Here is a 24,829-nt window from a genome sequence, read left to right as displayed (position 1 = left end):
TTCGAAAAACGATCTGGGTTTGCCCGGCACCGCTACGATCGGGCGGATACCGGCAGGGCGAGCGCTGCGCCACGGTCGAAGCGCAGCGCCAGCGCCGCCACGCCAAGCGCCGAAAGCGGTAGCAGGGCGGCGACCCAGGTGACGGCGCCGAGGCCGGGACCATGGGCGATGACCACGCCGCCGAGCCAGGCGCCGGCGGCATTGCCGAGATTGAAGGCGGCGATGTTGACGGACGAGGCAAGGCTCTGACCGGCGTCTTGCGCCTTTTCCAGCACCCACATCTGCAGCGGCGCCACGGTGGCGAAGGCGGCGGCGCCGAGCAGGCCGACATAGATGACGGCCATAACTTGGCTGTGCAGTGCGAATGTCATCGTACCGAGCACCAGCGCCAGCACGACAAGGCTGCCGAGAACGGAAGGCATCAGCCAGCGGTCGGCGAACCTGCCGCCGGCGAGATTGCCGGCGATGAGGCCGCCGCCGAAGACCAACAGAATCGGCGATACGGCTGCTTCCTGAAAACCGGTGATCTCGGTCAGCAAGGGGGCGATATAGGTGAAGACGGCGAAGACGCCGGCGTAGCCAAGCACAGTGGTGGCAAAGCCAAGCAGCACCGGCGCGCGGCCGAGCACGGCGAGATCGCCGCGCAAATTGCTCTTCTCAGGCTCTGCCTGGCTGCGCGGCACCAGCAGTAGGATGATGGCGAAGGCGACGATGCCGACCAGGGTTACCGCCGAGAAGGTCGCGCGCCAGCCGAAGGCCTGGCCGAGCCAGGTGCCGAAGGGCACGCCGAGGATGTTGGCGATGGTCAGGCCGGTGAACATCAGGGCGATCGCCGAAGCCTTCTTGTTGGGTGCCACCAGCCCGGTCGCCACGACCGAGCCGACGCCGAAGAAGGTGCCGTGGGCGAAGGCGGTGAGTACGCGGGCACCCATCAGAGTCCAGTAGTCGGGGGCTAGCGCACAGGCGAGGTTGCCCAGCGTGAAGATCGCCATCAGCGCCAAAAGCACGGTCTTGCGCGGCCAACGGGCGGTGACGATGGTCAGCAGCGGCGCGCCGATGACGACGCCCAGCGCATAGCCGGAAATCAGCTGGCCGGCAGCCGAGATCGAGACGCCGAGGTCGGTGCTGACGTCGAGCAGCAGGCCCATGATGACGAATTCGGTGACGCCGATGCCGAAGGCACCGGCGGCAAGAGCGTAGAGAGCAAGAGGCATGGCGGTTCCCACTTCGATGGCGACCAGTTTTGACGACGGGCGCCGTGTCCTCCCACGCCCCGGCCTGAAAGATCGTGCTGCACCGGACTGTGAACCAGCCTTGCCTAGGGCACATTGTCTGTGAAATAGATTCACCAATGGCCAGGCCCGACATCAACCGCTCCGGCGAGATCGAAGTGTTCGTCCGCGTCGTCGAGGCGGGCAGCTTTTCGGCCGCGGCACGTGCGCTGCGCATGACGCCGTCGGCGGTGAGCAAGCTGATCGCGCGGCTGGAGACACGGCTTGGGGCGCGGCTGGTCAGCCGTTCGACCCGCAAGCTGCAACTGACGCCGGAGGGGGCGGCCTTCTTCGACAGCGGCGTGCGCATCCTCGCGGACATGGCGGCAGCCGAGCGCGAGGCAGCAGCGGGCGCCGCGCCGCGTGGACGGCTGCGCGTCAACAGTTACGTGCCTTTCGGGCAGCACCGGCTGATCCCGCTGTTGCCGCGTTTTCTACAACGCTACCCCGAAATCTCGGTCGATCTGGTGTTGACCGACAGTGTTATCGACCTGATGGAGGAGCGCGCCGATGTCGCCATCCGCGCCGGGCCGCTCGGCGAATCACGGCTGGTGGCGCGCAAGCTCGGGCAAAGCCGGGTGGTCGTCGTTGCGGCGCCATCGTATCTCGAAGCGCATGGCACACCCAAGACGCCGGTGGATCTCGATCGTCACAACCAGATGGGCTTCTGCTTCGTGCGCCACGTCGACGGCTGGCCTTTCGTCGACGCGGCCGGCAAGGCAACCACCATACCGATCATCGGAAACACGCTGGTCAGCGACGGCGAAGCGATGCGGCTGATGGCGCTCTCAGGGGCGGGCATCGCCCGGCTCGCGCACTGGCACGTGGAGGCCGACATTGCCGCCGGGCGGCTGCTGCCGCTGCTGGAAGAGTTCAACCCCGGCGACGAGGAACTCACCCATGCGGTCTATGTCGGCCAAGGTAAGCATTTGCCGGCGCGGGTGCGGGCCTTTTTGGATTTCCTGGCCGAGACCGTGCGGCTGGACTGAAGCGGAAAAGCAATTGGGAGCCTACTTGGTTCCCGAATTTGGTTCCCGAAAATCAGGGCGAGAGGGCGCTACTTCTTCGGCGTAAACGGCGCCGGACGCCGGCCGGCTGCCTGACGTTCGAGCATCCAGCCGGGGTACTCGGCAGGCAAGGCACTCACTTCGTCAAGCCTGGCAAGATCGTCGGTATCGAGCCTCAACTCGGTGGCGGCAAGGTTCTGTTCGAGCTGTTCCATGCGGCTGGCGCCGATGATGACGCTCATCACGAACGGCTTGGCCAAGACATAGCCGAGCGCCACCGTGGCGACGCTGACGCCGTGCTTGGCGGCGATCTCGCGCATGACGGCGACCGCTGCCCAGGCGCGGTCTTCGTTGACCGGCGGGAAATTGAAGCTGGCGCGGCGGCCCTCGCCATTGCCGGGGGCGCCGGGGCCGTATTTGCCCGAGAGCAGGCCGCCCGCCATCGGCGACCAGACCATCAGACCAAGCTTTTCTTCGTTGAGCAACGGCACGATCTCGCGCTCCAGGTCGCGGCCGGCGATCGAATAGTAGGACTGGACGGTCTCGAAACGGGCAAAGTCCTTGCGATCGGCAATGCCCAGTGCCTTGGCGATGCGCCAAGCCTGCCAGTTCGAGACGCCGACATAGCGGACCTTGCCGGCGGTGACCAGATCGTCGAGCGCCCGCAGCGTCTCGTCGATCGGCGTGACGGTGTCGGTGCCGTGCAGTTGGTAGAGATCGATGTGGTCCAATTGCAGACGTTCGAGGCTGCCTTCGACCGAATCCATGATGTGGCCGCGCGAAGAACCGCGCTGGTTCGGGCCATTGCCCGTGGCGCCGTGGACCTTAGTGGCGATGATCACGTCCTGCCGGCTGACGTCAAGATTCCTGAGCGACTGGCCGAGAAGCCGTTCCGATGTGCCGAAGGAATAGACATCCGCCGTGTCGAAGAAATTGACGCCGGCGGCGAGCGAGCGGGCGACGATCTCGTCGACACCCTTCTGGTCGAGGCTGGCGATCAGGCCCCATTGGGCATTTTCGCCCGCGGCGCCAAAGGTCATCGTGCCGAGGCAAAGTTCGGAGATAAACATCCCCGTGTTTCCAAGTTGATTGTAGCGCATGGTGGCTCCAGAGGGATTGGTAATGACCCAACCCATATAGGAACGATACGTTTCGTTTCCAGTCGCTGGTATAGCGACCTAGCGGTTCTGAGCCAACCTCCGCAGTAGTGGAGGTCAGAAGTCCCAAGGATTGAGAACCGTCACCCCGATATCGTCGAAATCGGCGACGTTGCGCGTAACCAGGATGAAGTCGTGGACGAGTGCTGTCACGGCGGGCATCAAGGCTGGACGCCAAACAGTCGCTAAACGAAATGTCTGCTAGCGGCTGCCGAAAATCGCCGACCCAACCCTAACGCTGGTCGCGCCGAACGCGATCGCCGTTTCGTAGTCGCCGGACATGCCCATCGAGAGCTTTTCGACGCCGGTCTCAAGCCTAAGCTTTTCCAACAGCGCGAAATGCGGACCGGGATTCTCGTCGGCCGGGGGAATGCACATGAGGCCTTCGATGGCGAGGCCATGAACCGTGCGGCAGCGAGCGACGAAGGCGACGGCCTCGCGCGGTTCGATGCCGGCCTTTTGCGGCTCCGAGCCGGTGTTGACCTGGACATAGAGCCTTGGTGACCGGCCCTGCCTGGCAATTTCCTTGGCCAGTTCTGCGGCGATCTTCTCGCGATCGACCGTCTCGATGACATCGAACAGTGCCACTGCTTCCTTTGCCTTATTCGATTGCAACGGACCGATCAGATGCAGTTCGATCTCGGGGAAGGCTTCCCTCAGCGCTGGCCATTTTCCTTGTGCTTCCTGCACGCGGTTTTCGCCGAAGACACGCTGGCCGGCCTCGATGACCGGGCGGATATCGGCCGCATCGAAGGTTTTCGAGACGGCGACCAGCCTCACCGCTCCGGCGTCGCGTCCGGCCTCGCGCTCGGCGGCAGCTATTCTCGCCTTGACCGTGAAGAACTGTTCGACGGCGCTCGCCATGCCTATATCCTGCCTGTGTTTCGTTTTCGCCGGATCGCCGCAGTTGACGGGTCCGGCAATCCATGGTGAACACCGCGACGACATTTCCTGAGCCGCCCGGGGCATTGTCCGGCAGTTCGCGCATGCTTTTAAGTGAAAAACATCCGATGGCAACCGAACGATATAATCCGCGCGCGTCAGAGCCCAAATGGCAGAAGGCCTGGGACGCCAAGAAGCTGTTCGAGGCCGACAACGGCGACCCGCGCCTGAAATACTACGTGCTGGAGATGTTCCCTTATCCGTCGGGGCGCATCCATATCGGCCATACCCGCAACTACACGATGGGCGACGTGGTGGCGCGCTACAAGCGGGCCAAGGGTTTCAACGTGCTCCACCCGATGGGCTGGGACGCCTTCGGCATGCCGGCCGAGAACGCGGCGATGCAGAACAAGGTCCATCCCAAGGACTGGACCTATCAGAACATCGCCGCCATGCGCGAGCAGCTCAAGGTCATGGGCCTGTCGCTCGATTGGGCACGCGAGTTCGCTACCTGCGACGTCGACTACTACCACCGCCAGCAGATGCTGTTCCTCGATTTCGTCGAGAAGGGGCTGGTGACGCGCAAATCCTCCAAGGTCAACTGGGATCCGGAGGACATGACGGTGCTTGCCAACGAGCAGGTCATCGACGGCCGCGGTTGGCGCTCGGGCGCGCTGGTGGAACAGCGAGAGCTGACGCAGTGGTTCTTCAAGATCACCGACTATGCGCAGGACCTGCTGGATTCGCTCGATCAGCTCGACGAGTGGCCGGAAAAAGTGAAGCTGATGCAGGCGAACTGGATCGGCCGTTCGGAAGGTCTGCTGATCCGCTGGCCGCTGGCCAAGCCAGCAGCCGGCGAGCATGAGCTCGAAGTCTATACGACAAGGCCCGACACCATCTTCGGCGCCTCCTTCATGGCGATTGCCGCCGACCATCCGCTGGCCAAAAAGGCCGCCGAAGACAATCCGGCGCTGGCAAAGTTCATCGACGAGGTCCGCCATATGGGCACCTCGGTGGCGGCCCTGGAGACGGCCGAGAAGAAGGGCTTCGATACCGGCATTCGCGTCGTCCATCCGTTCGACGAGAAGTGGACGCTGCCCGTCTACGTCGCCAATTTCGTGCTGATGGACTACGGCACCGGCGCGATCTTCGGCTGCCCGGCACACGACCAGCGCGACCTCGACTTCGCCAACAGATACGGCCTGCCGGTCATTCCGGTGGTGATGCCGGAAGGCGAGAATCAAGGAAGTTTCCAGGTCATCGATGAGGCTTATGTCGATGGCGGCGCAATGATCAATTCGCGCTTCCTCGACGGCATGAAGCCGGATCAGGCATTCGACGAGGTGGCGAAGCTGCTGGAACAAAAGACCATCGGCAACCGGCCGATGGCCGAGCGCAAGGTGAACTTCCGCCTGCGCGACTGGGGCATTTCGCGCCAGCGCTATTGGGGCTGCCCGATCCCGATGATCCATTGCGAGGATTGCGGCGTGGTGCCGGTGCCGAAGGCCGACCTGCCGGTCAGGCTGCCTGATGACATCGAGTTCGACCGGCCGGGCAATCCGCTCGACCGTCATCCGACATGGCGGCACGTCAAATGCCCGCGCTGCGGCAAGGACGCACGGCGCGAGACCGACACGATGGATACTTTCGTCGATTCGTCGTGGTATTTCGCGCGCTTCACCGCACCCTGGGCCAACGATCCGACCGACCCCAAGGCCGCGACTGAATGGCTGCCGGTCGACCAGTATATTGGCGGCATTGAGCACGCGATCCTGCACCTGCTCTATTCGCGCTTCTTCACCCGCGCCATGCGCGAGACCGGCCATGTCGATCTGGCCGAGCCGTTCAAGGGCCTGTTCACTCAAGGTATGGTGGTGCATGAGACCTACCGGGTCGGCGGCGCCTCGAACGGCCGTTGGCTTGCGCCGAGCGAGGTCAGGCTGGAGGACGCCGACGGCAAACGCCGCGCCTTCGAAATCGCCACCGGCGAGGGGGTGACGATCGGCCCGCTCGAAAAAATGTCGAAGTCGAAGAAGAATACGGTGAGCCCGGAAGAGATCACCGACGGCTACGGCGCCGACACGGCGCGCTGGTTCATGCTGTCGGACTCGCCGCCCGAGCGCGATGTCGAATGGACCGACGAGGGTGCCGCCGGCGCGCACCGCTTTATCCAGCGTATCTGGCGGCTGGTGTCGACGGCTGCCGAATCGCTCGCCGGGATCCAGCCGGCAGCGGCGAAGGACGGCGAGGCAGGGACAATGTCCAAGGCCGCGCACAAGATCCTGAAATCAGTCGGCGAGGATATCGAAAAGCTCGCCTTCAACCGTGCCATCGCCCGCATCTACGAACTTGCCAATGCGTTGACCGTGCCGCTCAACGAGGCGGCAGAAGGCAAAGCTGATCCGGCGCTCAAGGCTGCCTGCCGTGAGGCCGTCGAGATCCTGGTGCACCTGATCGCGCCGGTCATGCCGCATCTGGCCGAAGAGTGCTGGCAGACGCTCGGAGGCACTGATCTTGTCGCCGAACGGCCCTGGCCGGTCTACGATCCGGCGCTTGTCGTCGACGCCGAGATCGTGCTGCCGGTCCAGGTCAACGGCAAGAAGCGCGGCGATTTGACAATTGCCCGCGACGCGGACCAAGGTGCGGTCGAAAAAGCGGTTCTGGCCCTCGACTTCGTGCAGAAAGCGCTCGAAGGTAAGGCGCCGCGCAAGGTGATCATCGTGCCGCAGAGGATCGTCAATGTCGTTGCCTGATCCGAAAAAGGCGGAGCTGACGCTGCGCCGTGTCGTGCTTTGCGGGCTGCTCGCCTCGGTGGCGCTGGTTTCCGCCTGTACGGTGCGTCCGCTCTATTCGAGCGCGCCGCTGGTTGCCGGTTCGCAAGTCGGCGCTGCCGCCGAACTGGCATCGATCTCGGTCAAGCCGGTCAAGACCCGCTATGCCCAGCAGGTCCGCAACAATCTGATCTTCGCGCTCGGCCAGGGCGCCGGCGAGCCGGCTTCGCCGGTCTATTCGCTCGATCTCGGTGTCTCCGAACTCGTCGAATCGGCGGCCATTGAGCAGGTCACGACCGACGAGGACGAGCCGACCGCCGGCACCGTGACGCTGACCGCGAATTATGTGCTGAGCGATGCAAAGACGGGCACGGTCATAGCCAGGGGAAAGCGCTCGATCCCGTCCTCATACGACAGGCCCCGCCAGGAATTCGCGTCGTACCGGGCCCAGATCGACGCCGAGAACCGCGCGGCGCGCGAGCTGGCGGATATCCTGCGGCTGTCGATCGCCCAGGATCTGATAAAGCACGGCAAGCCGGCGGCAAGCTAGGTCTTTCCAGCCTGGGATTGAAGCGCCCTGTCTGTGGCGGAGTGCGCTATCTGCAAAAAAGGCCGATTGCTCGGCCTTTTTTTCGACGTAGGATATTCGCTTCAGCCGATCGTCTGGCCGGTCTTTGCCCAGTCGGCGAGGAACTGCTCCAGGCCCTTGTCGGTCAGCGGGTGTTTGACCAGCGCCTTGAGCGTCGCCGGCGGCGCGGTGATGACGTCGGCGCCGATCAATGCCGCCTGCTTGACATGGTTCACCGTGCGCACCGAAGCGGTCAGGATCTCGGTCTGGAAATCATAATTGTCGTAGATGGTGCGGATATCGGCAATCAGCTCCATGCCGTCCCAGCCGCTGTCGTCGATGCGGCCGACGAAGGGCGAGATGAAGGAGGCGCCGGCCTTGGCGGCGAGCAACGCCTGGGTGGCCGAAAAGCACAGCGTGACGTTGACCATGCGGCCGTCCGACCGAATGTCCTTGCAGGCTCTCAGGCCGTCGAGCGTCAGCGGCACCTTGATGCAGACATTGTCGGCGATCCTGGCCAGGATCTTGGCCTCCGCCATCATGTCCTTGTATTCGGTGGCGATGACTTCGGCCGAGACCGGGCCCTTGACGATCTCGCAGATCTCTCTTGTGACGTCGGCGATCTTGCCGCCGGATTTCAGGATCAGCGACGGATTGGTGGTTACGCCGTCGAGCAGCCCCAAATCGTTCAGCTCACGGATTTCCTTGACATCGGCGGTGTCGACAAAAAATTTCATGGCGGTCTCCTGAAGATTTTTCATGTGCATGTCATGCACATTTGGGGTCGGACTTTGATCTAGACCAAAGTCGGGGCAAGGTCACGCCTCATGATCGAAGATTCGCCCTTTGTCGCGGCCGCACCGGTCCTGGTGCCGATGCCCGCCGAGCGCCCCTACACCTATGCCGTGCCGGCTGGCATGCGCGTCGTGCCGGGTTCGATCGTGCGCGTTCCGCTTGGGCCCCGCCAAGTCGCTGGCATCGTCTGGGACGGCGCCGTCGAAAAGGTCGACGCGAAGAAATTGCGGCCGATCGAGCAGGTTTTCGACTGCCCGCCGATCGACCACGCGATGCGGCGTTTTGTCGATTGGGTGGCGCAGTACACGCTGTCGCCGCCCGGCATGGTGGCGCGCATGCTGCTCAGGGCGCCGGAGGCGTTCGATCCGGAACCGTGGATCGAAGGGCTGCAGCGCACCTTCGCCAAGCCCGACCGAATGACGGAGCCGAGGATGCGCGTGCTGGAGACAGCCGAAGGCGGGCTCGCCTGGACGCGGTCCGGCCTGGCGCATGCGGCAGGCGTATCGTCGTCGGTGGTGGACGGGCTGAGGGCGCAGGGCGTATTCGAGACGGTGATGATCCCGCCGCGGCCGGTGGTCGCAGCACCCGATCCCGGCTACGCCATGCCGACACTGATGCCTGACCAGAGCGATGCCGCCGAGATGCTGCGCGCCAATGTCGCGGCCGGCATATTCGGTGTCACCCTGCTCGACGGTGTAACCGGATCCGGCAAGACGGAGGTCTATTTCGAGGCGGTCGCGGCCGCGCTCGATCGTGGCACGCAGGTGTTGATCCTGCTGCCGGAAATTGCGCTGACCCACGCCTTCCTCGAACGCTTTCAGGAGCGGTTCGGCGCCAAGCCGGCGGAATGGCACTCGGACCTGCCGCCAAGGATGCGCGAACGGGTCTGGCGCCAAGTGGCGGAAGGCGGCGTGCGGGTCGTCGCCGGCGCGCGCTCGGCGCTGTTCCTGCCGTTCAGAGAGCTTGGACTGATCGTCGTCGACGAAGAGCACGACCCCGCCTACAAGCAGGAGGATCGCGTCTTCTACAACGCGCGCGACATGGCCGTGGTGCGCGGCCATATCGGCGGCTTTCCGGTCGTGCTCGCCTCGGCGACACCGTCAGTCGAAAGCCGGGTCAATGCCAGCCAGGGCCGCTACAGCAGGGCGGTGCTTTCGGCGCGCTTCGCTGAGGCAGCACTTCCCGATCTCAAGACGATCGACATGCGTCGCGCGCCGCCGGCACGCGGCGGTTTCCTGTCGCCGGTGTTGCTTGGACAAATGCGGCAGACATTGGAGAAACATGAACAGTCGCTGCTGTTTCTCAACCGGCGCGGCTATGCGCCGCTGACGCTCTGCCGGGTCTGCGGCCACCGCTTTGGCTGTCCGGTTTGCTCGGCCTGGCTGGTCGAGCATCGCTTTCGCGGCCAGCTCGTCTGCCACCATTGCGGGCACAATGAGCGCCGTCCCGAGGCCTGCCCGGAATGCGGCACGCTCGACCATCTGGTCGCCTGCGGGCCGGGTGTCGAGCGCATCGCCGAGGAGGTCGTCGCGCATTTCCCCGATGCCCGCACCATCGTCTTGTCGTCGGACCTGATGGGCGGCGTGCGGCGGCTGCGGCTCGAGCTTGAAGCCATCGCCAATGGCGAGGCCGACATCGTCATCGGCACGCAACTCGTCGCCAAGGGCCATAATTTCCCCAACATGACCCTGGTCGGTGTGGTCGATGCTGATCTCGGCCTTGCCAATGGCGACCCGCGTGCCGCCGAGCGCACCTTCCAACTGCTCAGCCAAGTGACCGGCCGCGCCGGCCGTACCGGCAAGAGGAGCCTGGGCTTGCTGCAGACCTTCCAGCCCGACCACCCTGTGATGCGGGCGATCGTCTCCGGCGATGCCGAGGCCTTTTACGAACGCGAGATCGCCGAGCGCGAGCGGGCGGGGCTGCCGCCCTTCGGCCGGCTGGCCGGCGTCATCGTCAGCGCGGCGGCGCGCGCCGAAGCCGAGGGTCATGCGCGCGGCCTGCGCCGTGCCGCGCCGCAGTCTTCCGACCTGTTCGTGCTCGGCCCGGCCGAGGCGCCGCTGTCGCTGATCGGCGGCCGCCACCGCTTTCGCCTGCTGATCCAGGGCGAGCGGCGCGCCGACATGCAAGGATTCATCCGCACCATGCTGGCCGAAGGACCGAAGATACGGGGCTCGGTGCGCGTCCAGGTCGACATCGACCCGCAGAGCTTTTTGTGAAGGGGCTCAGAGGACAGGCTTCCGTAAATTGCCGATGCCCATCTGGCGTATGTCTCTTGCTTCGTTAGAATGCCCGAAATTTTGAATATGCATTTACGAGGGACAACATGGAATTTGCGTTTCCGTGGCCGATGAGCCAGGGCGAGTGGCTGGCATGGTCGAGCGCCGTGATGACCTTGCTGTTCGGCCTGCTGCTGTTCCTGGCGCCAGGGTTGGCCTTCCGCATCCTGCGGCTGCAGGTCAAGCCCGAGAAGGCGGCGGCGATCGCCGAAGGTCGCGGCAGGATGTCGGGCTTCTATCTCGGCGTCAGTCTGTGCTGCATCCTGCTTACACCCCAGCCTTTCCTCTATATGGCACTCGGCTTCTCCTGGCTGTTCACCGCCTTCGGCAGGCTGCTGTCGATGATGTCGGACGGCGCCAACACGCCGTTCAACTGGGCTTCCATCGTCGTCGAGCTGGTGCTGGCGGCGCTGCCGCTTGCCTTCGCCTTCGACTTTTTGCCCTGAATCAGGGACCAATCCGGGGTTGGTTGCTGAACTCGGCCACCGGATGCGACAATAGTGCCTGAAAACCATGCCGGACGACGCATTGCGGTCTGAAAATGCCTGTGCTAGACGGCAATCGACTTTCGACCGGGGATAGCGGAAGCCGCGCCTCCGTGCTTGGAAAAATGCAGTAAGGTCAAAGATTTAGCCAGAGTTTTCGCTCGCGCCAACAATCTGCGGCCTGTCAGACAAGAGAAAAGACGGTCCGTGGCCCAATCGTCATCGCCAATCTCAGGTGTCGCAGAACGCTATGCGGGTTCGCTGTTCGAACTCGCGCTGCAGGCCAATTCGGTCGCCAGCGTCGAGGCCGACCTCAACAGTTTCGAAGCGATGCTCGAAGGCAGCGCTGACCTTTCGCGGCTGATCAGGAGCCCGGTCTTCTCCAGCGAGGACCAGGCCAAGGCGATCGCCGCGATCGCCGACAGAGCAGGGATCACCGGCCTCACCGGCAACTTCCTGCGCGTCGTTGCCCAGAACCGCCGGCTGTTCGCCGTGCCCGGCATGATCAAGGCGTTCCGCCAGATTGCCGCCGAACACCGCGGCGAGACCGCCGCCGAGGTTACCTCGGCGCATGCGCTGACGCCTGCCCAGGAAACCGAGCTGAAAGCGGCGCTGAAAAGCGTCGCCGGCAAGGATGTGGCGATCACGGTCACCGTCGACCCGTCGTTGCTCGGCGGACTGGTGGTCAAAATCGGCTCGCGCCAGATAGATACGTCGCTCAAAACCAAACTCAATTCGCTCAAGCTTGCACTGAAAGAGGTCGGCTGATGGACATCCGCGCCGCGGAAATTTCCGCAATTCTGAAAGACCAGATCAAGAATTTCGGCAAGGAGGCCGAGGTCTCCGAAGTCGGCCAGGTGCTGTCCGTCGGTGACGGCATCGCCCGCGTCTACGGCCTCGACAATGTCCAGGCCGGCGAGATGGTCGAGTTCCCCGGCGGCATCCGCGGCATGGCGCTCAACCTCGAAGCCGACAATGTCGGCGTCGTCATCTTCGGCGCCGACCGCGACATCAAGGAAGGCGATACCGTCAAGCGCACCGGCGCCATCGTCGACGCGCCTGTCGGCATGGGCCTGCTCGGTCGCGTCGTAGACGCGCTCGGCAACCCGATCGACGGCAAGGGCCCGATCCAGGCGACCGAACGCAAGCGCGTCGACGTCAAGGCGCCCGGCATTATCCCACGCAAATCGGTGAACGAGCCGATGTCGACCGGCCTCAAGGCCATCGATGCGCTCATCCCGGTCGGTCGCGGCCAGCGCGAGCTGGTCATCGGCGACCGCCAGACCGGCAAGACCGCGATCATCCTCGACACCATGCTCAACCAGAAATCGGTGCACGACAACGGCCCGGAGAAGGAAAAGCTGTACTGCGTCTACGTCGCCGTCGGCCAGAAGCGCTCGACCGTCGCGCAGTTCGTCAAGGTGCTGGAAGAGCGCGGCGCGCTCGACTATTCGATCATCGTCGCCGCCACCGCGTCCGATCCGGCGCCAATGCAGTTCCTGGCGCCGTTCACCGCATGCACCATGGGCGAATATTTCCGCGACAACGGCATGCACGCGCTGATCAGCTACGACGATCTGTCGAAGCAGGCCGTCGCCTATCGCCAGATGTCGCTGCTGCTGCGCCGTCCCCCGGGCCGCGAGGCCTATCCTGGCGACGTCTTCTACCTGCACTCGCGCCTGCTCGAGCGCGCCGCCAAGCTCAACGACGACAATGGCGGCGGCTCGCTGACGGCGCTGCCGATCATCGAAACGCAGGCCAACGACGTGTCGGCTTACATCCCCACCAACGTCATCTCGATCACCGACGGCCAGATCTTCCTGGAAACCAATCTGTTCTTCCAGGGCGTCCGCCCGGCGGTCAATGTCGGTCTTTCGGTGTCGCGTGTCGGCTCTTCGGCGCAGATCAAGGCGATGAAGCAGGTCGCCGGCTCGATCAAGGGCGAGTTGGCGCAGTATCGCGAAATGGCTGCTTTCGCCCAGTTCGGCTCCGATCTCGACGCCGCCACGCAGCGCCTGCTCAACCGCGGCGCGCGCCTGACCGAGCTGTTGAAGCAGCCGCAATTCTCGCCGCTGAAGGTCGAGGAACAGGTCGCGGTGATCTTCGCCGGCGTCAACGGTTACCTCGACAAACTGGCGGTCAATCAGGTCGGCAAGTTCGAGCATGGCCTGTTGTCGCATATGCGCTCGGCCGGCAAGGATGTGCTCGACGGCATCCGCAAGGAGAAGGCGCTGTCGGACGATCTGCGCGCCAGGCTGAAGGCGGAGATCGATGCCTTCGCTAAGACCTTTGCTTGAACGAAGCCGGACGGACGGGATCAGGTTTGAAGCATGCCTTCATTAAAAGACCTTCGTAACCGTATCGCCTCGGTCAAGGCGACGCAGAAGATCACCAAGGCGATGCAGATGGTCGCCGCGGCGAAGCTGCGTCGCGCGCAGGAAGCAGCGGAAGCGGCGCGTCCCTATTCCGAGCGGATGGGCGCGGTGCTGGCCAATATCACTCAGGCGATCGGCGGCGGCGGCGATGCCCCGACGCTGATGACCGGCACCGGCAAGGACGACGTGCATCTGCTTGTCGTCTGCACGGCCGAACGTGGCCTGTGCGGCGGTTTCAATTCGCAGATCGCTCGTCTTGCCCGGGAGCATATCCGCAAGCTTCTGGCCGACGGCAAGCAGGTCAAGATCATCTGCGTCGGCAAGAAGGGATTTGACATCCTGCGCCGCGACTACGGGGCGCTGATCCTCGATCGTGTCGATCTGCGCGAGGTCAAGACGCTGGGCTTCGTCAATGCCGATGCCATCGCCAGAAAGGTCATCCACCTGTTCAACGAGGGCGGTTTCGATATCTGCACGCTGTTCTATTCGCAGTTCAAGTCGGTGATCAGCCAGATCCCGACGACGCAGCAGATCATTCCGGCGGGCGTGCCTTCGGCTGCCGCTGAAGCGACGGATGGCGGTAGCGCCGTCTACGAATATGAGCCGGAGCCGGGCGAAATCCTCTCCGACCTCATCCCGCGCAACATTTCCGTGCAGGTTTTTCGCGCGCTGCTTGAAAATGCGGCCGGCGAGATGGGCGCCAAGATGAGCGCCATGGACAATGCGACGCGCAACGCCGGCGACATGATCAACAAATTGTCGATCACCTACAACCGCCAGCGGCAGGCGCAGATCACCAAGGAATTGATCGAAATCATTTCGGGCGCCGAGGCGCTCTAGGCACGCTCCCAAGACGGTCATCGACCGCGAGCGTGTGAGAAACAAAGAGACGAAAAGGGTAAAGACGATGGCGAAAGCAGCGACCCCCCAGAAGGCGGCTCCGAAGACCGCGGCACCAGCGAAGGCTCCGGCAGCAGCAAAGGCCGCTCCGGCCAAGAAAGTGGCGGCACCCGCCAAGGCTGCCGCGGCGAATACGCCGGCCGTTACCATCAAGAGGACTGGCTTGGCGGGCAAGGTTCGCCAGGTCATCGGCGCTGTTGTCGACGTGCAGTTCGGCGAACATCTGCCGGCGATTCTGAACGCGATTGAGACGATCAATGTCGGCAATCGCCTGGTGCTCGAAGTGGCCCAGCATCTCGGTGAGAACACCGTGCGCTGCATCGCCATGGACTCGACCGAAGGTCTGGTTCGCGGCCAGGACGTCTATGACACCGGCGCGCCGATCACCGTGCCGGTCGGCCCCGGCATGCTCGGCCGCATCATCAACGTCATCGGCGAACCGGTCGATGAGGCAGGTCCGGTCGACGGCATCGAGATGCGCTCGATCCACCAGCCGGCTCCAACCTATGTCGAGCAGTCGACGGAAGCACAGATCCTGGTCACCGGCATCAAGGTTCTCGACCTGCTTGCGCCCTATGCCCGCGGCGGCAAGATCGGCCTGTTCGGCGGCGCCGGCGTCGGCAAGACGGTGCTGATCCAGGAACTGATCAACAACGTCGCCAAGGCACATGGCGGCTTCTCGGTGTTCGCCGGCGTCGGCGAGCGCACCCGCGAAGGCAACGACCTCTATCACGAGTTCATCGAGTCCGGCGTCAACAAGAAGGGCGGCGGCGAAGGCTCCAAGGCCGCACTCGTCTATGGGCAGATGAACGAGCCGCCGGGCGCGCGCGCCCGCGTCGGCCTGACCGGCCTGACGGTTGCCGAATATTTCCGCGACCAGGGCCAGGACGTGCTGTTCTTCGTCGACAACATCTTCCGCTTCACGCAGGCGGGCTCTGAAGTGTCGGCTCTGCTCGGCCGTATTCCGTCGGCCGTCGGCTATCAGCCGACGCTGGCCACCGACATGGGCGCTCTGCAGGAGCGCATCACGACGACGACCAAGGGCTCGATTACTTCGGTGCAGGCGATCTACGTGCCTGCCGACGATCTGACCGACCCGGCGCCGGCGACTTCGTTCGCCCACCTCGACGCGACGACCGTGCTCAACCGCGCGATCTCGGAAAAGGGCATCTATCCGGCGGTCGATCCCCTCGATTCGACCTCGCGCATGCTCGACCCGATGGTTGTCGGCGAGGAGCACTACCAGGTCGCGCGCCAGGTGCAGTCGATCCTCCAGCGCTACAAATCGCTGCAGGACATTATCGCCATCCTGGGCATGGACGAGCTGTCGGAAGAGGACAAGCAGACGGTGGCCCGCGCCCGCAAGATCGAGCGCTTCCTGTCGCAGCCCTTCTTCGTCGCCGAAGTGTTCACCGGCGCGCCGGGCAAGCTGGTCGACCTCGCCGACACCATCAAGGGCTTCAAGGGCCTCTGCAACGGCGACTACGACCACCTGCCGGAGGCCGCCTTCTACATGGTCGGCGGCATCGAAGAAGCGGTCGAGAAGGCACAGCGCCTGGCGGCTGAAGCGGCTTGATGGTGAATGGTCAATAGTGAATTGTGAATAGGGAGTAGCGGACAGGAAATCGGGGCTGAGTGAAGGGCATTCTTTCTCACCATTCACCATTCACCATTCGCTAAATTGATCATGCCTGAAGCTTTCAAATTTGAACTGGTCTCGCCGGAGCGCCTGCTGGTTTCCGAGCAGGTCGAGTCCGTCGTCATTCCGGGTGTCGAAGGCGAGATGACCGTGATGGCGCATCACGCACCGGTCATGACCACGATCAAGCCCGGCGTCGTCACGCTGAAGACCGCTTCCGGCAAGGAAGAGCGCTATGTGGTGTTCGGCGGCTTTGCCGACATCGTTCCGGCCGGCTGTACGCTGCTCGCAGAATCGGCTGTAGCGGTCGGCGATATCGACCGCGCCGATCTTGCCCGCCGCATCCAGGAGGCGAGGGAAGACGCCGCCGACGCCAGGGACGATCAGACCCGCAGCAAGGCCGAGCAGTTCCTTAACCAGCTCACGACGCTGGAAGGTGCCATCCTGCCGGCTTGAAGCGAAGATCAGTTCGGCTTTTGAGAAAGCGAGGCTTGCCTCGCTTTTTTATTTGATGGACAGTCCGGCTGCCTGCGCATTGGCATTGAGGGGTGGCCGTGACGGAAGAAACAGCGCGACGAGAAACAGCCTCGCGATCCCTGTGGTCGACGGCCCTGGTGTCAGCCTTTGGCGGTCCGTTCGGCGGCTTTCTGTGGATCGGCAGTGGCAAACTGGCGGTCGCCAGCGTGGTGGTGATCAGCGCCGTCGTTTTCGCGCTTATTTACATCGGCTTTCCGGTATTGCCTGGCGTCGATCCTGCTTGGTGGGCCAATTTTTCAGGGATCGGTTTGATGGCCCTGTGGGCAGCGATCGTTGTTCCCTTCGCGCACCGGTTCAAGCCGGACAGATGGTACGCGCATGGGCTTTCGGTGCTGGTGCTCGTCTTTCTGACCTCGTATCCGGCTGCATTCGCAATACGCGCGTTCCTGTTCCAGCCTTTTTCGATTCCCTCCAGCAGCATGGTGCCGACGTTGCAGGAAGGCGACTATCTCTTCGTCTCCAAAATGGCATACGGCTACAGCCGCTACAGCGTGCCGTTCAACCTGCTTCCCGTTGATGGACGTTTATTCGGCGCGGAACCCAAAAGGGGAGATGTGGCTGTATTCAAGTTCCCGCCCGATCCGAGCGTGGACTACATCCAGCGGATCGTCGGCCTTCCGGACGAAAAGATCCAGATCATCGACGGGGTGCTTCACATCAACGATGTCGCGGTGGGACTCGACAATATCGGTACTTTTTCGTCCGACGAATTCTCGAGAGCCAAACTCCAAAGCGAAACCTTGCCGGGGGGTGTCACCCATTCCGTTCTCAACCTCACCGACAACTCGATCGGCGACAATACGCGCGTGTTTGAGGTGCCCGAAGGCCACTACTTCGTGCTTGGTGACAATCGCGACAATGCCTCCGACAGCCGGTTCAGTGTCGGGTTTGTTCCCTATGAAAATCTGGTCGGCAAGGCTGTGCGGCTATTCTGGAATTCCAAAAGTACCGATTATTCGTCTCGACAGACGCCGAACGGCCAGGCGAGCAAATAGCCTTACACGGTCAGCGCCTCCACCGCGCGCATGACGCCGCGCAGTTCGGCGAGGCCCTTCAGCCGGCCGATGCAGGAATAGCCGGGGTTCACCTTCTTGCCGATGTCGTCGACGATGGCATGGCCATGGTCGGGACGCATCGGGATCTGCCAGTCCGCCCTGCCTGCCGCCTTGCGTCGCCGTTCTTCGCCAATCAGCGCCGACACGACCGCCACCATGTCGGTGTCGCCGTCGAGGTGCTCGGCTTCATGGAAGGAGCCGTCGGGCTCCTTGGTGACGTTACGCAGATGGGCGAAATGGATGTTTTCGGCGAAAGCCTTGGCCATTGCCGGCAGATCGTTCTGGGCGCCCGCGCCATAGGAGCCGGTGCACAGCGTCAGTCCGTTAGCCGGTGAAGCGACGGCGTCAAGCAGCGCGCGGGCATCGGCTGCCTTGGAAACGATGCGCGGCAGGCCGAACAGCGAAAAGGGCGGATCGTCCGGATGGATCGCCATCCTGACGCCGGCCTCTTCGGCCACCGGCACGATCTCGCGCAGGAAGGCAAACAGGTTTTCACGCAGTCCTTCGGTGGAGACGTCCTTGTAGAGGTCGAGCGCGCGGCGGAAACTTGCCCGATCGAAGATGAATTCGCGCGCCGGCACCCAGCCGATCAGGTTGCGCTCCAGCCTTGCCTTGTCGCTTTCGCTCATGCCTTGCAGCCGAGCACGCGCGGCTTCGATACGGGCCGGCGGGTGATCGGCCTCGGCCCCTTTTCGCTCGAGGATGAAGACGTCATAGGCGCAGAGTTCGACGACATCGAAGCGCAGCGCCGTGCCGCCATGCGGCATCGGATAATCGAGGTCGGTGCGCGTCCAGTCGGTGATCGCCATGAAATTATAGCAGACGGTGTTGATGCCGGCGGCGGCGACGGCGCGGATCGAGGCCTTATAATTGTCGATCAGGGCGCGCCAGTCGCCGCTGCGGGTCTTGATGTCCTCATGGACGACGATGCTCTCGACCACGTCCCAGGTCAGGCCTGCTGCCTCGATCTCGGCCTTACGCCTGGCGATCTCGCCCGCCGGCCAGGCGCGCCCGTCGTTGAGGTGGTGCAGCGCGCTGACGATGCCGACGGCACCGGCCTGACGAACATGGGCAAGCGTCACCGGATCGTCGGGGCCGAACCAGCGCCAGGTCTGTCTCATGGCTTCTCACTCCCTATGCCAAGTGCCGCGAAAGCAGCGGCAGGCCCGCCCCGCCGCAGGCGTTCGAGATGGGCTGCCGTCAGGTCGATCAGTGTCATGCGCTGTGAATGGTCCTTGGCGAAGCCAGCCAGATCGAACACCGCCGCCACAGTTTCCACCCGGCTGCCGAGCGCAGTGAGTCGAGTATCGAGCGGGTCGGTGAAATGGGCTTCCGGCAGGGTTTTGCCGCGCGCCTCGCAAGCGGCGATCCAGGCGGCCACCACCAGCATCAGATGCGCGGGCGGGTCACCAGCGCTCAGCCGCTCGACGGCCGAGGCGACGATGCGCTGCGGCAGCTTCTGGCTGCCGTCATTGGCGATCTGTGCCGTCCGATGGGCCAGCGCCGTGTTCGAGTAGCGTTCCGCGAGCTGGGCGGTGTAGCCGGCCGTATCGAGCCCGGCGTCCTGCGGCAGCGTCGGGATGGCCTCGGCCCACAGTCCGTCGACGAATTGCCTGATCGCCGGATCGGCGAAGGCGCGGTCGACCGTTTCATAGCCGCTGAGCAAGCCGAGATAGGCGATTGCCGAATGCGAGCCGTTGAGCAGCCGCAGCTTCATGTCTTCGAACGGCCCGACATCGCCTACCATGGTGACGCCGAACTTTTCCCATGCCGGCCTGCCCGCCGGGAAATCGTCCTCGACCACCCATTGGCAGAACGGCTCGGTCATCACCGGCCAGGCATCCTCGACGCCGAGCTCGACGGCGATACGCGCCCGGTCGACGTCGGTGGTTGCCGGCACGATGCGATCAACCATGCTCGACGGAAAGGCGACGCCGTCGGCGATGTGGCCGGCGAGGCCGGGATCGCGCAGTGCGGCGAATTCGACCAGCAGGCGGTGCAGCGTGGCGCCGTTGGCCGGAAGGTTGTCGCAGCAGAGCACGGTGAAAGGCTGGATGCCGGCGGCACGGCGGCGCGAGAGCGCTTCGGCCAGGAAACCATGCGCCGTCCGGGGCATTTGCGGGTTAGCCAGATCGTGGACGATGTCGGGATGTGTGCTGTCCAGACCGCCGCCGGCGGCTCTCAAATAGGCCTTTTCGGTGATCGTCAGCGTGACGATGCGCGTGCGCGGATCGGTTAGAACGGCGAGTACCGCAGCCGGATCTTCCGGCGCCACCAGCAGCGACCGGATCGAGCCGACGACGCGCAGCTCTTCACTGCCGCTGCCCCTGATCGCAAGCGTGTAGAGCCCATCTTGTGGCGCCAGCGCGTCGCGCGTGTCTGGACTGCGCAAGGAGACGCCGACAATACCCCAATCCGCCTCTCCTGCCGCCAGGCAGTCGTCGACATAGGCAGCCTGATGAGCGCGATGGAATGCGCCGACGCCGAGATGGACGATGCCCGGCGCGATGCCGCCGCGGTCGTAGCGGGGAACCGCGACCGAAGCCGGCAGTGCCTTCAGCGTGCTGTTGGAAAGGCGTCTATTGGTCATTGCGCGGCGTGTCTTATCGAGATTGTTTGGTCACTGTTGGCAGGCGAGGTAACACCCGTTGCCGTCCCGCACAATGGGCAATGGGCGTCGAAAAGTCATCATACAACAACCCAATTTTTGTATGTTGACATTATTTCTTCCCGACCCTACCGATGTCCGGATTGGGGGGATTTACGTGGCGGCATTGACGGATCCGGATTTGCTATTTGCCGCCGAGGCGCGCCCGCTTTCGCTGGCTCGCGATCTCTATGCCGCGGTCAAGGACCTGCCGATCGTCAGCCCGCACGGCCACACCGATCCGCGCTGGTACGCGCTGAACGAGGCGTTTCCCGACCCAGCGCAATTGCTGATCGTGCCGGACCACTACATTTTCCGCATGCTGTTCAGCCAGGGCGTTCGGCTTGAGGAGATTGGCGTGCCGACGCTTGACGGCTTGCCGGTCGAGACCGACGGCAGGGCGATCTGGCGGCGCTTCGCCGAGCATTATTATCTGTTCCGCGGCACGCCGACCCGGCTGTGGTTCGACCATGTGCTCGCCCATCTGTTCGGCATCGACGAGCCGCTGAATGCCAAGACAGCCGACCGCCACTACGACACCATCGCGACGCTGCTGCAGCGTGAAGACTACCGTCCCCGGGCTCTGTTCGAGCGCTTCAACATCGAGGTCATCGCGACGACGGAGGGCGCGCTCGATGATCTCCAATGGCACCGGACCATCCGCGACAGCGGCTGGCAGGGCCGCGTCGTCACAGCCTACCGGCCGGATGCGGTCGTCGATCCCGATTTCGAAGGCTTTTCGGCCAATCTCGACCGCCTTGGCGATATCACCGGCTGCGACACCGGCAATTGGACCGGCTATCTCGATGCGCATCGCCAACGGCGGGCCCTCTTTAAGAGTTTTGGCGCGACTTCGTCCGATCACGGCCATCCAACGGCCGACACCGCCAATCTCTCGGATGCCGCCGCCGAGGAGCTGTTCAACCACATTCGGCGGGGCTCGGACGACGAGCGCGAGCGAAAGCTGTTTCGCGCCCAGATGCTGACCGAGATGGCCAAGATGAGCCGCGACGACGGGCTGGTCCTGCAGATCCATCCCGGCTCCTGGCGCAATCATTCGCCGGCTATCTTTCAGAAGTTCGGCAGGGACAAAGGCTTCGATATTCCGACCCGAACCGACTATGTGACGGCGCTGAAGCCGCTGCTCGACTGCGTCGGGCTGGAGCGCGACCTCACCATCATCCTCTTCACGCTCGACGAGACCAGCTGTGCGCGCGAGCTGGCGCCGCTCGCCGGCGTCTACCCGGCATTGAAGCTCGGGCCGGCCTGGTGGTTCCACGACAGCCCCGAAGGCATGCGCCGGTTCCGTGAGATGACCACCGAAACGGCCGGTTTCTACAACACCGTCGGTTTCAACGACGACACCCGCGCTTTTCCATCCATACCGGCCCGCCATGATGTGGCGCGCCGGGTCGATTGCGCTTTTCTGGCGCGTCTCGTCGCCGAGCATCGGCTCGGCGAGGACGAGGCGCACGAGCTGGCGCAGGAACTTGCCTATACGCTCGCGAAAAAAGCGTACCGGCTCTAACGGCGCTTGCCGCCATCGTTCAAACGGGAGGAAACCAATGCTGCATTTTTCTAGACTAGCGGGAGCTACGCTACTTGCCGCCGCACTGATGGCCGGATCGGCAAGCGCCCAGACGGTTTTGCGCTCGTCCGACACGCACCCGGACGGCTATCCAACGGTCGAGGCGGTCAAATATTTCGGCGAGCTCGTGAAAGAGCGCACGGCCGGCCGCTATGTGGTCGAGCTCTATCCTTCCGCGCAACTCGGCGAGGAAAAGGACACGATCGAGCAGGTGCGCACCGGCGTGATCGACCTCAACCGCGTCTCGATGGCGCCGTTCAACGGGCTCATCCCCGAAACCACCATACCCTCGCTGCCCTACATCTTCCGTTCGGAAGACCATATGCACAAGGTCATGGACGGAGCGATCGGCGACCAGATCGCCGCGGCGTTCGACCAGGTCGGGCTGGTGTTGCTCGCCTTTTACGACGGCGGCTCGCGCTCCTTCTACAATTCGAAGAAGCCGATCAACTCTGTAGCCGATATGGCCGGCATGAAGTTCCGCGTCATCCAGTCCGACATCTTCGTCGACATGGTGGCGGCACTCGGCGCCAACGCGACACCGATGCCGTATGGCGAAGTGTATTCGGCGATCGAGACCGGGGTCATCGACGGCGCGGAGAACAATTTTCCGAGCTACGACACCGCCAAGCATGCGGAAGTCGCCAAGTACTATTCGCTCGACGAGCACACGATGGTGCCGGAAGCCTTCGTCATGGCGAAGTCGAGCTGGGACAAGCTGACGCCGGAAGACCAGGCGATCTTCAAGGCGGCCGCCAAGGAAAGCGTCGCCAAGCAGCGCGAGCTGTGGACCGCCAAGGTCAAGGAATCGCGTGCCAAGGTCGAGGCGGCCGGGTCGCAGATCACGACGCCGGACAAGCAGCCCTTCATCGACGCGATGGGGCCGGTCTACGAGAAGCACGTCAAGGACGACAAGCTGAAGGCCATGGTCGCAGCCATCAAGGCCGTGCAGTGATCAAGCGGCGGCGCGGGCATTCCGCGCCGCCATCCTCTTCGGGAGAAAACCGGTGACTTCCAGCCCAAAACCAAGACCGCCCCTGTCCGGCGTCGCGCGCGTGATGTCGCGCGTCAGCACGGCGGCGCTGTCGATCGCCGGCATCGGGCTGGTGCTGATGACCGCCTTCGTCGCCTGGCAGGTGTTCGGCCGCTATGTTCTGAACCGCTCGCCGAGCTGGACCGAGCCGGGCTCGGTGATGCTGATGAGCTGGTTCATTTTCCTCGGCGCTGCCGTCGGCGTGCGCGAGAACTATCACCTCGGCTTCGACGTCCTGCTCTACGTGCTGCCGAAAGGCGGCAAGCGCTGGCTGAGGATGATTTCGGACCTCGTCGCGCTCGCCTTCGGCATCGGCATGATCTGGTATGGCAGCCAGCTGGTCGCATTGACCTGGGGCTCTACCTTGCCGTCACTCGGCATATCGGGGGGCTGGGATTACGTCCCGCTTGTCGCGGGAGGCGCGCTCATCGTGCTCTTCACGCTGGAGCGCATCGTGCTTCGCCTCTCCGGTGCGCCGATCGACGATGCCCTCGATGAACTGCCGCCGGCCGAAGTCGCAGCCGAACTCGACACCGCGAACGTGAAGGTCTGACGCCATGGAACTCTGGATTCTCTTCGGCGTCTTCACCCTGCTGATGCTTATCGGCACGCCGATCGCTTTCTGCCTCGGCGTCGCAAGCTTTGCCACCGTCCTCTATATGGGCCTGCCGCCGCTCATCGTATTCCAGCGACTGAATTCCGGCATGAGCGTTTTTTCGCTGCTGGCCATTCCGTTTTTCATCTACGCCGGCGACTTGATGGTGCGCGGCGGCATCGCCAGCAAGATCGTTGCCTTCGCCGGCTCGCTCGTCGGCCATTTGCGCGGCGGCCTCGGGCAGGTCAACATCGCCACCGCTACATTGTTCGGCGGCATTTCGGGCTCCGCGGTGGCGGAGGCAGCGGCGGTAGGCGGCTTAATGATTCCGCAGATGAAGGCGCGTGGATATGGAGCGGACTACGCCGTCAATGTCACGTCGATGGCGGCGCTGATCGCGCTGCTCCTGCCGCCGTCGCACAACATGATAATCTACTCGATCTCGGCAGGCGGAAAGATCTCCATCGCCGATTTGTTCACGGCCGGCATCATTCCGGGCCTGCTACTGGCCCTGTCACTGATGGTCACCGCCTATTTCGTGGCGCGCTCCCGCGGCTATCCGACCGAGCCGTTTCCGGGCTTCACCGCCGTCGCGCATCTCTTTGCTGTCGCGGTGCCCGGCCTGCTGCTGATCGCGATCATCTTCGGCGGCGTACGATCGGGCGTCTTCACGGCCACCGAGAGTTCCTGTATCGCCGTCATCTATGCGTTGCTCGTGACTGTCTTCGTTTACCGGCAGATGACCTGGGAAGGGTTTGTTCATGCCACCCATGGCGCCGTGCGCACCACGGCCATGGTGCTGCTCATCATCGGCATGGCGGCGGCGTTCTCGTGGTTGATGGCCTTCCTGAAAGTGCCGGCAGCGCTCATCGCCTCCATGAACGCGATCTCGGACGATCCGCTGGTCGTGCTTCTCCTGCTCAACCTCTTGATGCTGTTCCTCGGCACCTTCATGGACATGGGGCCGACGATCATCATTTGCACGCCGATCTTCCTGCCCGTGGCGCAGGCCTACGGCGTCGATCCGGTGCATTTCGGCGTCATCATGATCCTCAATTTCGGCATCGGGCTGAACACGCCGCCGGTGGGCGCAGTGCAGTTCGTGGCGTGCGCAGTAGGCAAGATATCCGTCTGGGAATCGATGCGCTCGATCTGGCCGTTCTATGGCGCAGGCCTCGTGGTGCTGGCGCTCGTCACATACATTCCGGCCATTTCGCTATGGCTGCCGAGCGTCTTCAAATAGGGGGT

Annotated in this window: 21 protein-coding genes; 15 read left to right on the top strand and 6 right to left on the bottom strand. The window is 63.7% G+C overall.

What is annotated here, in order from left to right; genetic code table 11:
* Positions 1 to 32: 32 nt before the first annotated feature.
* Positions 33 to 1,214 (bottom strand): MFS transporter, encoded by a 1,182-nt coding sequence (locus tag NKJ94_RS03335; protein WP_352522960.1) that lies wholly within the window; start codon positions 1,212 to 1,214, stop codon positions 33 to 35.
* A 137-nt stretch (positions 1,215 to 1,351) separates the two neighbouring features.
* Between NKJ94_RS03335 and NKJ94_RS03330 the strand changes: the two genes are divergently transcribed.
* A complete protein-coding gene (locus NKJ94_RS03330) occupies positions 1,352 to 2,260 on the top strand; it encodes a LysR family transcriptional regulator (protein WP_352522959.1) in 909 nt (302 codons plus the stop codon).
* A 68-nt stretch (positions 2,261 to 2,328) separates the two neighbouring features.
* Here NKJ94_RS03330 and NKJ94_RS03325 read toward each other — a convergent pair whose 3' ends face one another.
* Together NKJ94_RS03325 and NKJ94_RS03315 are read right to left on the bottom strand one after the other, a co-directional pair.
* The gene (locus NKJ94_RS03325; RefSeq protein WP_352522958.1) at positions 2,329 to 3,378 is read right to left on the bottom strand and encodes an aldo/keto reductase; all 1,050 of its coding nucleotides are present in this window, start codon (positions 3,376 to 3,378) and stop codon (positions 2,329 to 2,331) included.
* A gap of 258 nt (positions 3,379 to 3,636) precedes the next feature.
* Positions 3,637 to 4,299: a YggS family pyridoxal phosphate-dependent enzyme gene (locus NKJ94_RS03315; RefSeq protein WP_352522957.1), complete on the bottom strand. Its 663-nt coding sequence runs from the start codon at positions 4,297 to 4,299 to the stop codon at positions 3,637 to 3,639.
* Between the two features lie 146 nt (positions 4,300 to 4,445).
* Here NKJ94_RS03315 and leuS point away from each other — a divergent pair, with 146 nt between their 5' ends.
* Both leuS and NKJ94_RS03305 read left to right on the top strand, forming a co-directional pair.
* Positions 4,446 to 7,070 carry a leucine--tRNA ligase gene (gene leuS / locus NKJ94_RS03310; RefSeq protein ID WP_352522956.1) on the top strand — a complete coding sequence of 875 codons (2,625 nt, stop codon included), beginning with the start codon at positions 4,446 to 4,448 and terminating at the stop codon, positions 7,068 to 7,070.
* Positions 7,057 to 7,638: an LPS assembly lipoprotein LptE gene (locus tag NKJ94_RS03305; RefSeq protein WP_352522955.1), complete on the top strand. Its 582-nt coding sequence runs from the start codon at positions 7,057 to 7,059 to the stop codon at positions 7,636 to 7,638. The genes leuS and NKJ94_RS03305 overlap by 14 nt, the downstream gene beginning before the upstream one ends.
* Positions 7,639 to 7,739: 101 nt before the next feature.
* Here the strand turns inward: NKJ94_RS03305 and fsa are convergent, their stop codons facing one another.
* Positions 7,740 to 8,393, bottom strand: coding sequence for a fructose-6-phosphate aldolase (gene fsa / locus NKJ94_RS03300; RefSeq protein ID WP_352522954.1), 654 nt, complete (start codon positions 8,391 to 8,393; stop codon positions 7,740 to 7,742).
* Between the two features lie 90 nt (positions 8,394 to 8,483).
* On the opposite strand from fsa, the gene NKJ94_RS03295 reads away from it, so the two are divergent.
* The 8 genes from NKJ94_RS03295 (at position 8,484) to lepB (ending at position 17,658) form a co-directional block, all read left to right on the top strand.
* On the top strand, positions 8,484 to 10,667 hold the full coding sequence (locus NKJ94_RS03295; protein WP_352522953.1) for a primosomal protein N': 2,184 nt from the start codon (positions 8,484 to 8,486) through the stop codon (positions 10,665 to 10,667).
* A 107-nt stretch (positions 10,668 to 10,774) separates the two neighbouring features.
* Positions 10,775 to 11,173, top strand: a complete 399-nt coding sequence (locus NKJ94_RS03290; protein ID WP_352522952.1) for an AGROH133_08824 family phage infection protein — start codon at positions 10,775 to 10,777, stop codon at positions 11,171 to 11,173.
* A gap of 246 nt (positions 11,174 to 11,419) precedes the next feature.
* On the top strand, positions 11,420 to 11,980 hold the full coding sequence (locus NKJ94_RS03285; RefSeq protein WP_352522951.1) for a F0F1 ATP synthase subunit delta: 561 nt from the start codon (positions 11,420 to 11,422) through the stop codon (positions 11,978 to 11,980).
* Entirely contained in the window at positions 11,980 to 13,509 is a 1,530-nt protein-coding gene (gene atpA, locus NKJ94_RS03280) for a F0F1 ATP synthase subunit alpha (RefSeq protein ID WP_352522950.1), read from the top strand. Before NKJ94_RS03285 ends, atpA begins: the two co-directional genes overlap by 1 nt.
* A 33-nt stretch (positions 13,510 to 13,542) precedes the next feature.
* Positions 13,543 to 14,427 carry a F0F1 ATP synthase subunit gamma gene (locus tag NKJ94_RS03275; protein ID WP_352522949.1) on the top strand — a complete coding sequence of 295 codons (885 nt, stop codon included), beginning with the start codon at positions 13,543 to 13,545 and terminating at the stop codon, positions 14,425 to 14,427.
* A 67-nt stretch (positions 14,428 to 14,494) separates the two neighbouring features.
* Complete coding sequence (atpD, locus tag NKJ94_RS03270) at positions 14,495 to 16,063, top strand: F0F1 ATP synthase subunit beta (RefSeq protein WP_352522948.1); 1,569 nt, start codon at positions 14,495 to 14,497, stop codon at positions 16,061 to 16,063.
* A gap of 111 nt (positions 16,064 to 16,174) precedes the next feature.
* Positions 16,175 to 16,582: a F0F1 ATP synthase subunit epsilon gene (locus NKJ94_RS03265; RefSeq protein ID WP_352522947.1), complete on the top strand. Its 408-nt coding sequence runs from the start codon at positions 16,175 to 16,177 to the stop codon at positions 16,580 to 16,582.
* Between the two features lie 98 nt (positions 16,583 to 16,680).
* The gene (gene lepB, locus NKJ94_RS03260) at positions 16,681 to 17,658 is read left to right on the top strand and encodes a signal peptidase I (RefSeq protein WP_502900635.1); all 978 of its coding nucleotides are present in this window, start codon (positions 16,681 to 16,683) and stop codon (positions 17,656 to 17,658) included.
* Between the two features lie 2 nt (positions 17,659 to 17,660).
* Here the strand turns inward: lepB and uxuA are convergent, their stop codons facing one another.
* Complete coding sequence (gene uxuA, locus NKJ94_RS03255; RefSeq protein ID WP_352522946.1) at positions 17,661 to 18,839, bottom strand: mannonate dehydratase; 1,179 nt, start codon at positions 18,837 to 18,839, stop codon at positions 17,661 to 17,663.
* Positions 18,836 to 20,308: a mannitol dehydrogenase family protein gene (locus tag NKJ94_RS03250; protein WP_352522945.1), complete on the bottom strand. Its 1,473-nt coding sequence runs from the start codon at positions 20,306 to 20,308 to the stop codon at positions 18,836 to 18,838. Before NKJ94_RS03250 ends, uxuA begins: the two co-directional genes overlap by 4 nt.
* A 175-nt stretch (positions 20,309 to 20,483) precedes the next feature.
* Between NKJ94_RS03250 and uxaC the strand changes: the two genes are divergently transcribed.
* The 4 genes from uxaC to NKJ94_RS03230 all read left to right on the top strand — a co-directional run bounded on the left by uxaC (position 20,484) and on the right by NKJ94_RS03230 (position 24,824).
* Positions 20,484 to 21,893: a glucuronate isomerase gene (uxaC, locus tag NKJ94_RS03245; protein ID WP_352522944.1), complete on the top strand. Its 1,410-nt coding sequence runs from the start codon at positions 20,484 to 20,486 to the stop codon at positions 21,891 to 21,893.
* Positions 21,894 to 21,930: 37 nt separating this feature from the next.
* Positions 21,931 to 22,908 carry a TRAP transporter substrate-binding protein gene (locus tag NKJ94_RS03240; protein ID WP_352522943.1) on the top strand — a complete coding sequence of 326 codons (978 nt, stop codon included), beginning with the start codon at positions 21,931 to 21,933 and terminating at the stop codon, positions 22,906 to 22,908.
* Positions 22,909 to 23,011: 103 nt separating this feature from the next.
* Positions 23,012 to 23,539 (top strand): TRAP transporter small permease, encoded by a 528-nt coding sequence (locus NKJ94_RS03235; protein WP_352479635.1) that lies wholly within the window; start codon positions 23,012 to 23,014, stop codon positions 23,537 to 23,539.
* 4 nt (positions 23,540 to 23,543) lie between these two features.
* A complete protein-coding gene (locus tag NKJ94_RS03230) occupies positions 23,544 to 24,824 on the top strand; it encodes a TRAP transporter large permease (protein ID WP_352522942.1) in 1,281 nt (426 codons plus the stop codon).
* The last annotated feature ends 5 nt before the right edge of the window (positions 24,825 to 24,829 follow it).

The sequence above is a fragment of the Mesorhizobium sp. M0060 genome (assembly GCF_040323155.1).
Classification (GTDB): Bacteria; Pseudomonadota; Alphaproteobacteria; order Rhizobiales; family Rhizobiaceae; genus Mesorhizobium.
The sequence above is the reverse complement of the archived record's forward strand: the minus strand, read 5'-3'. Positions and strand labels throughout refer to the sequence as shown.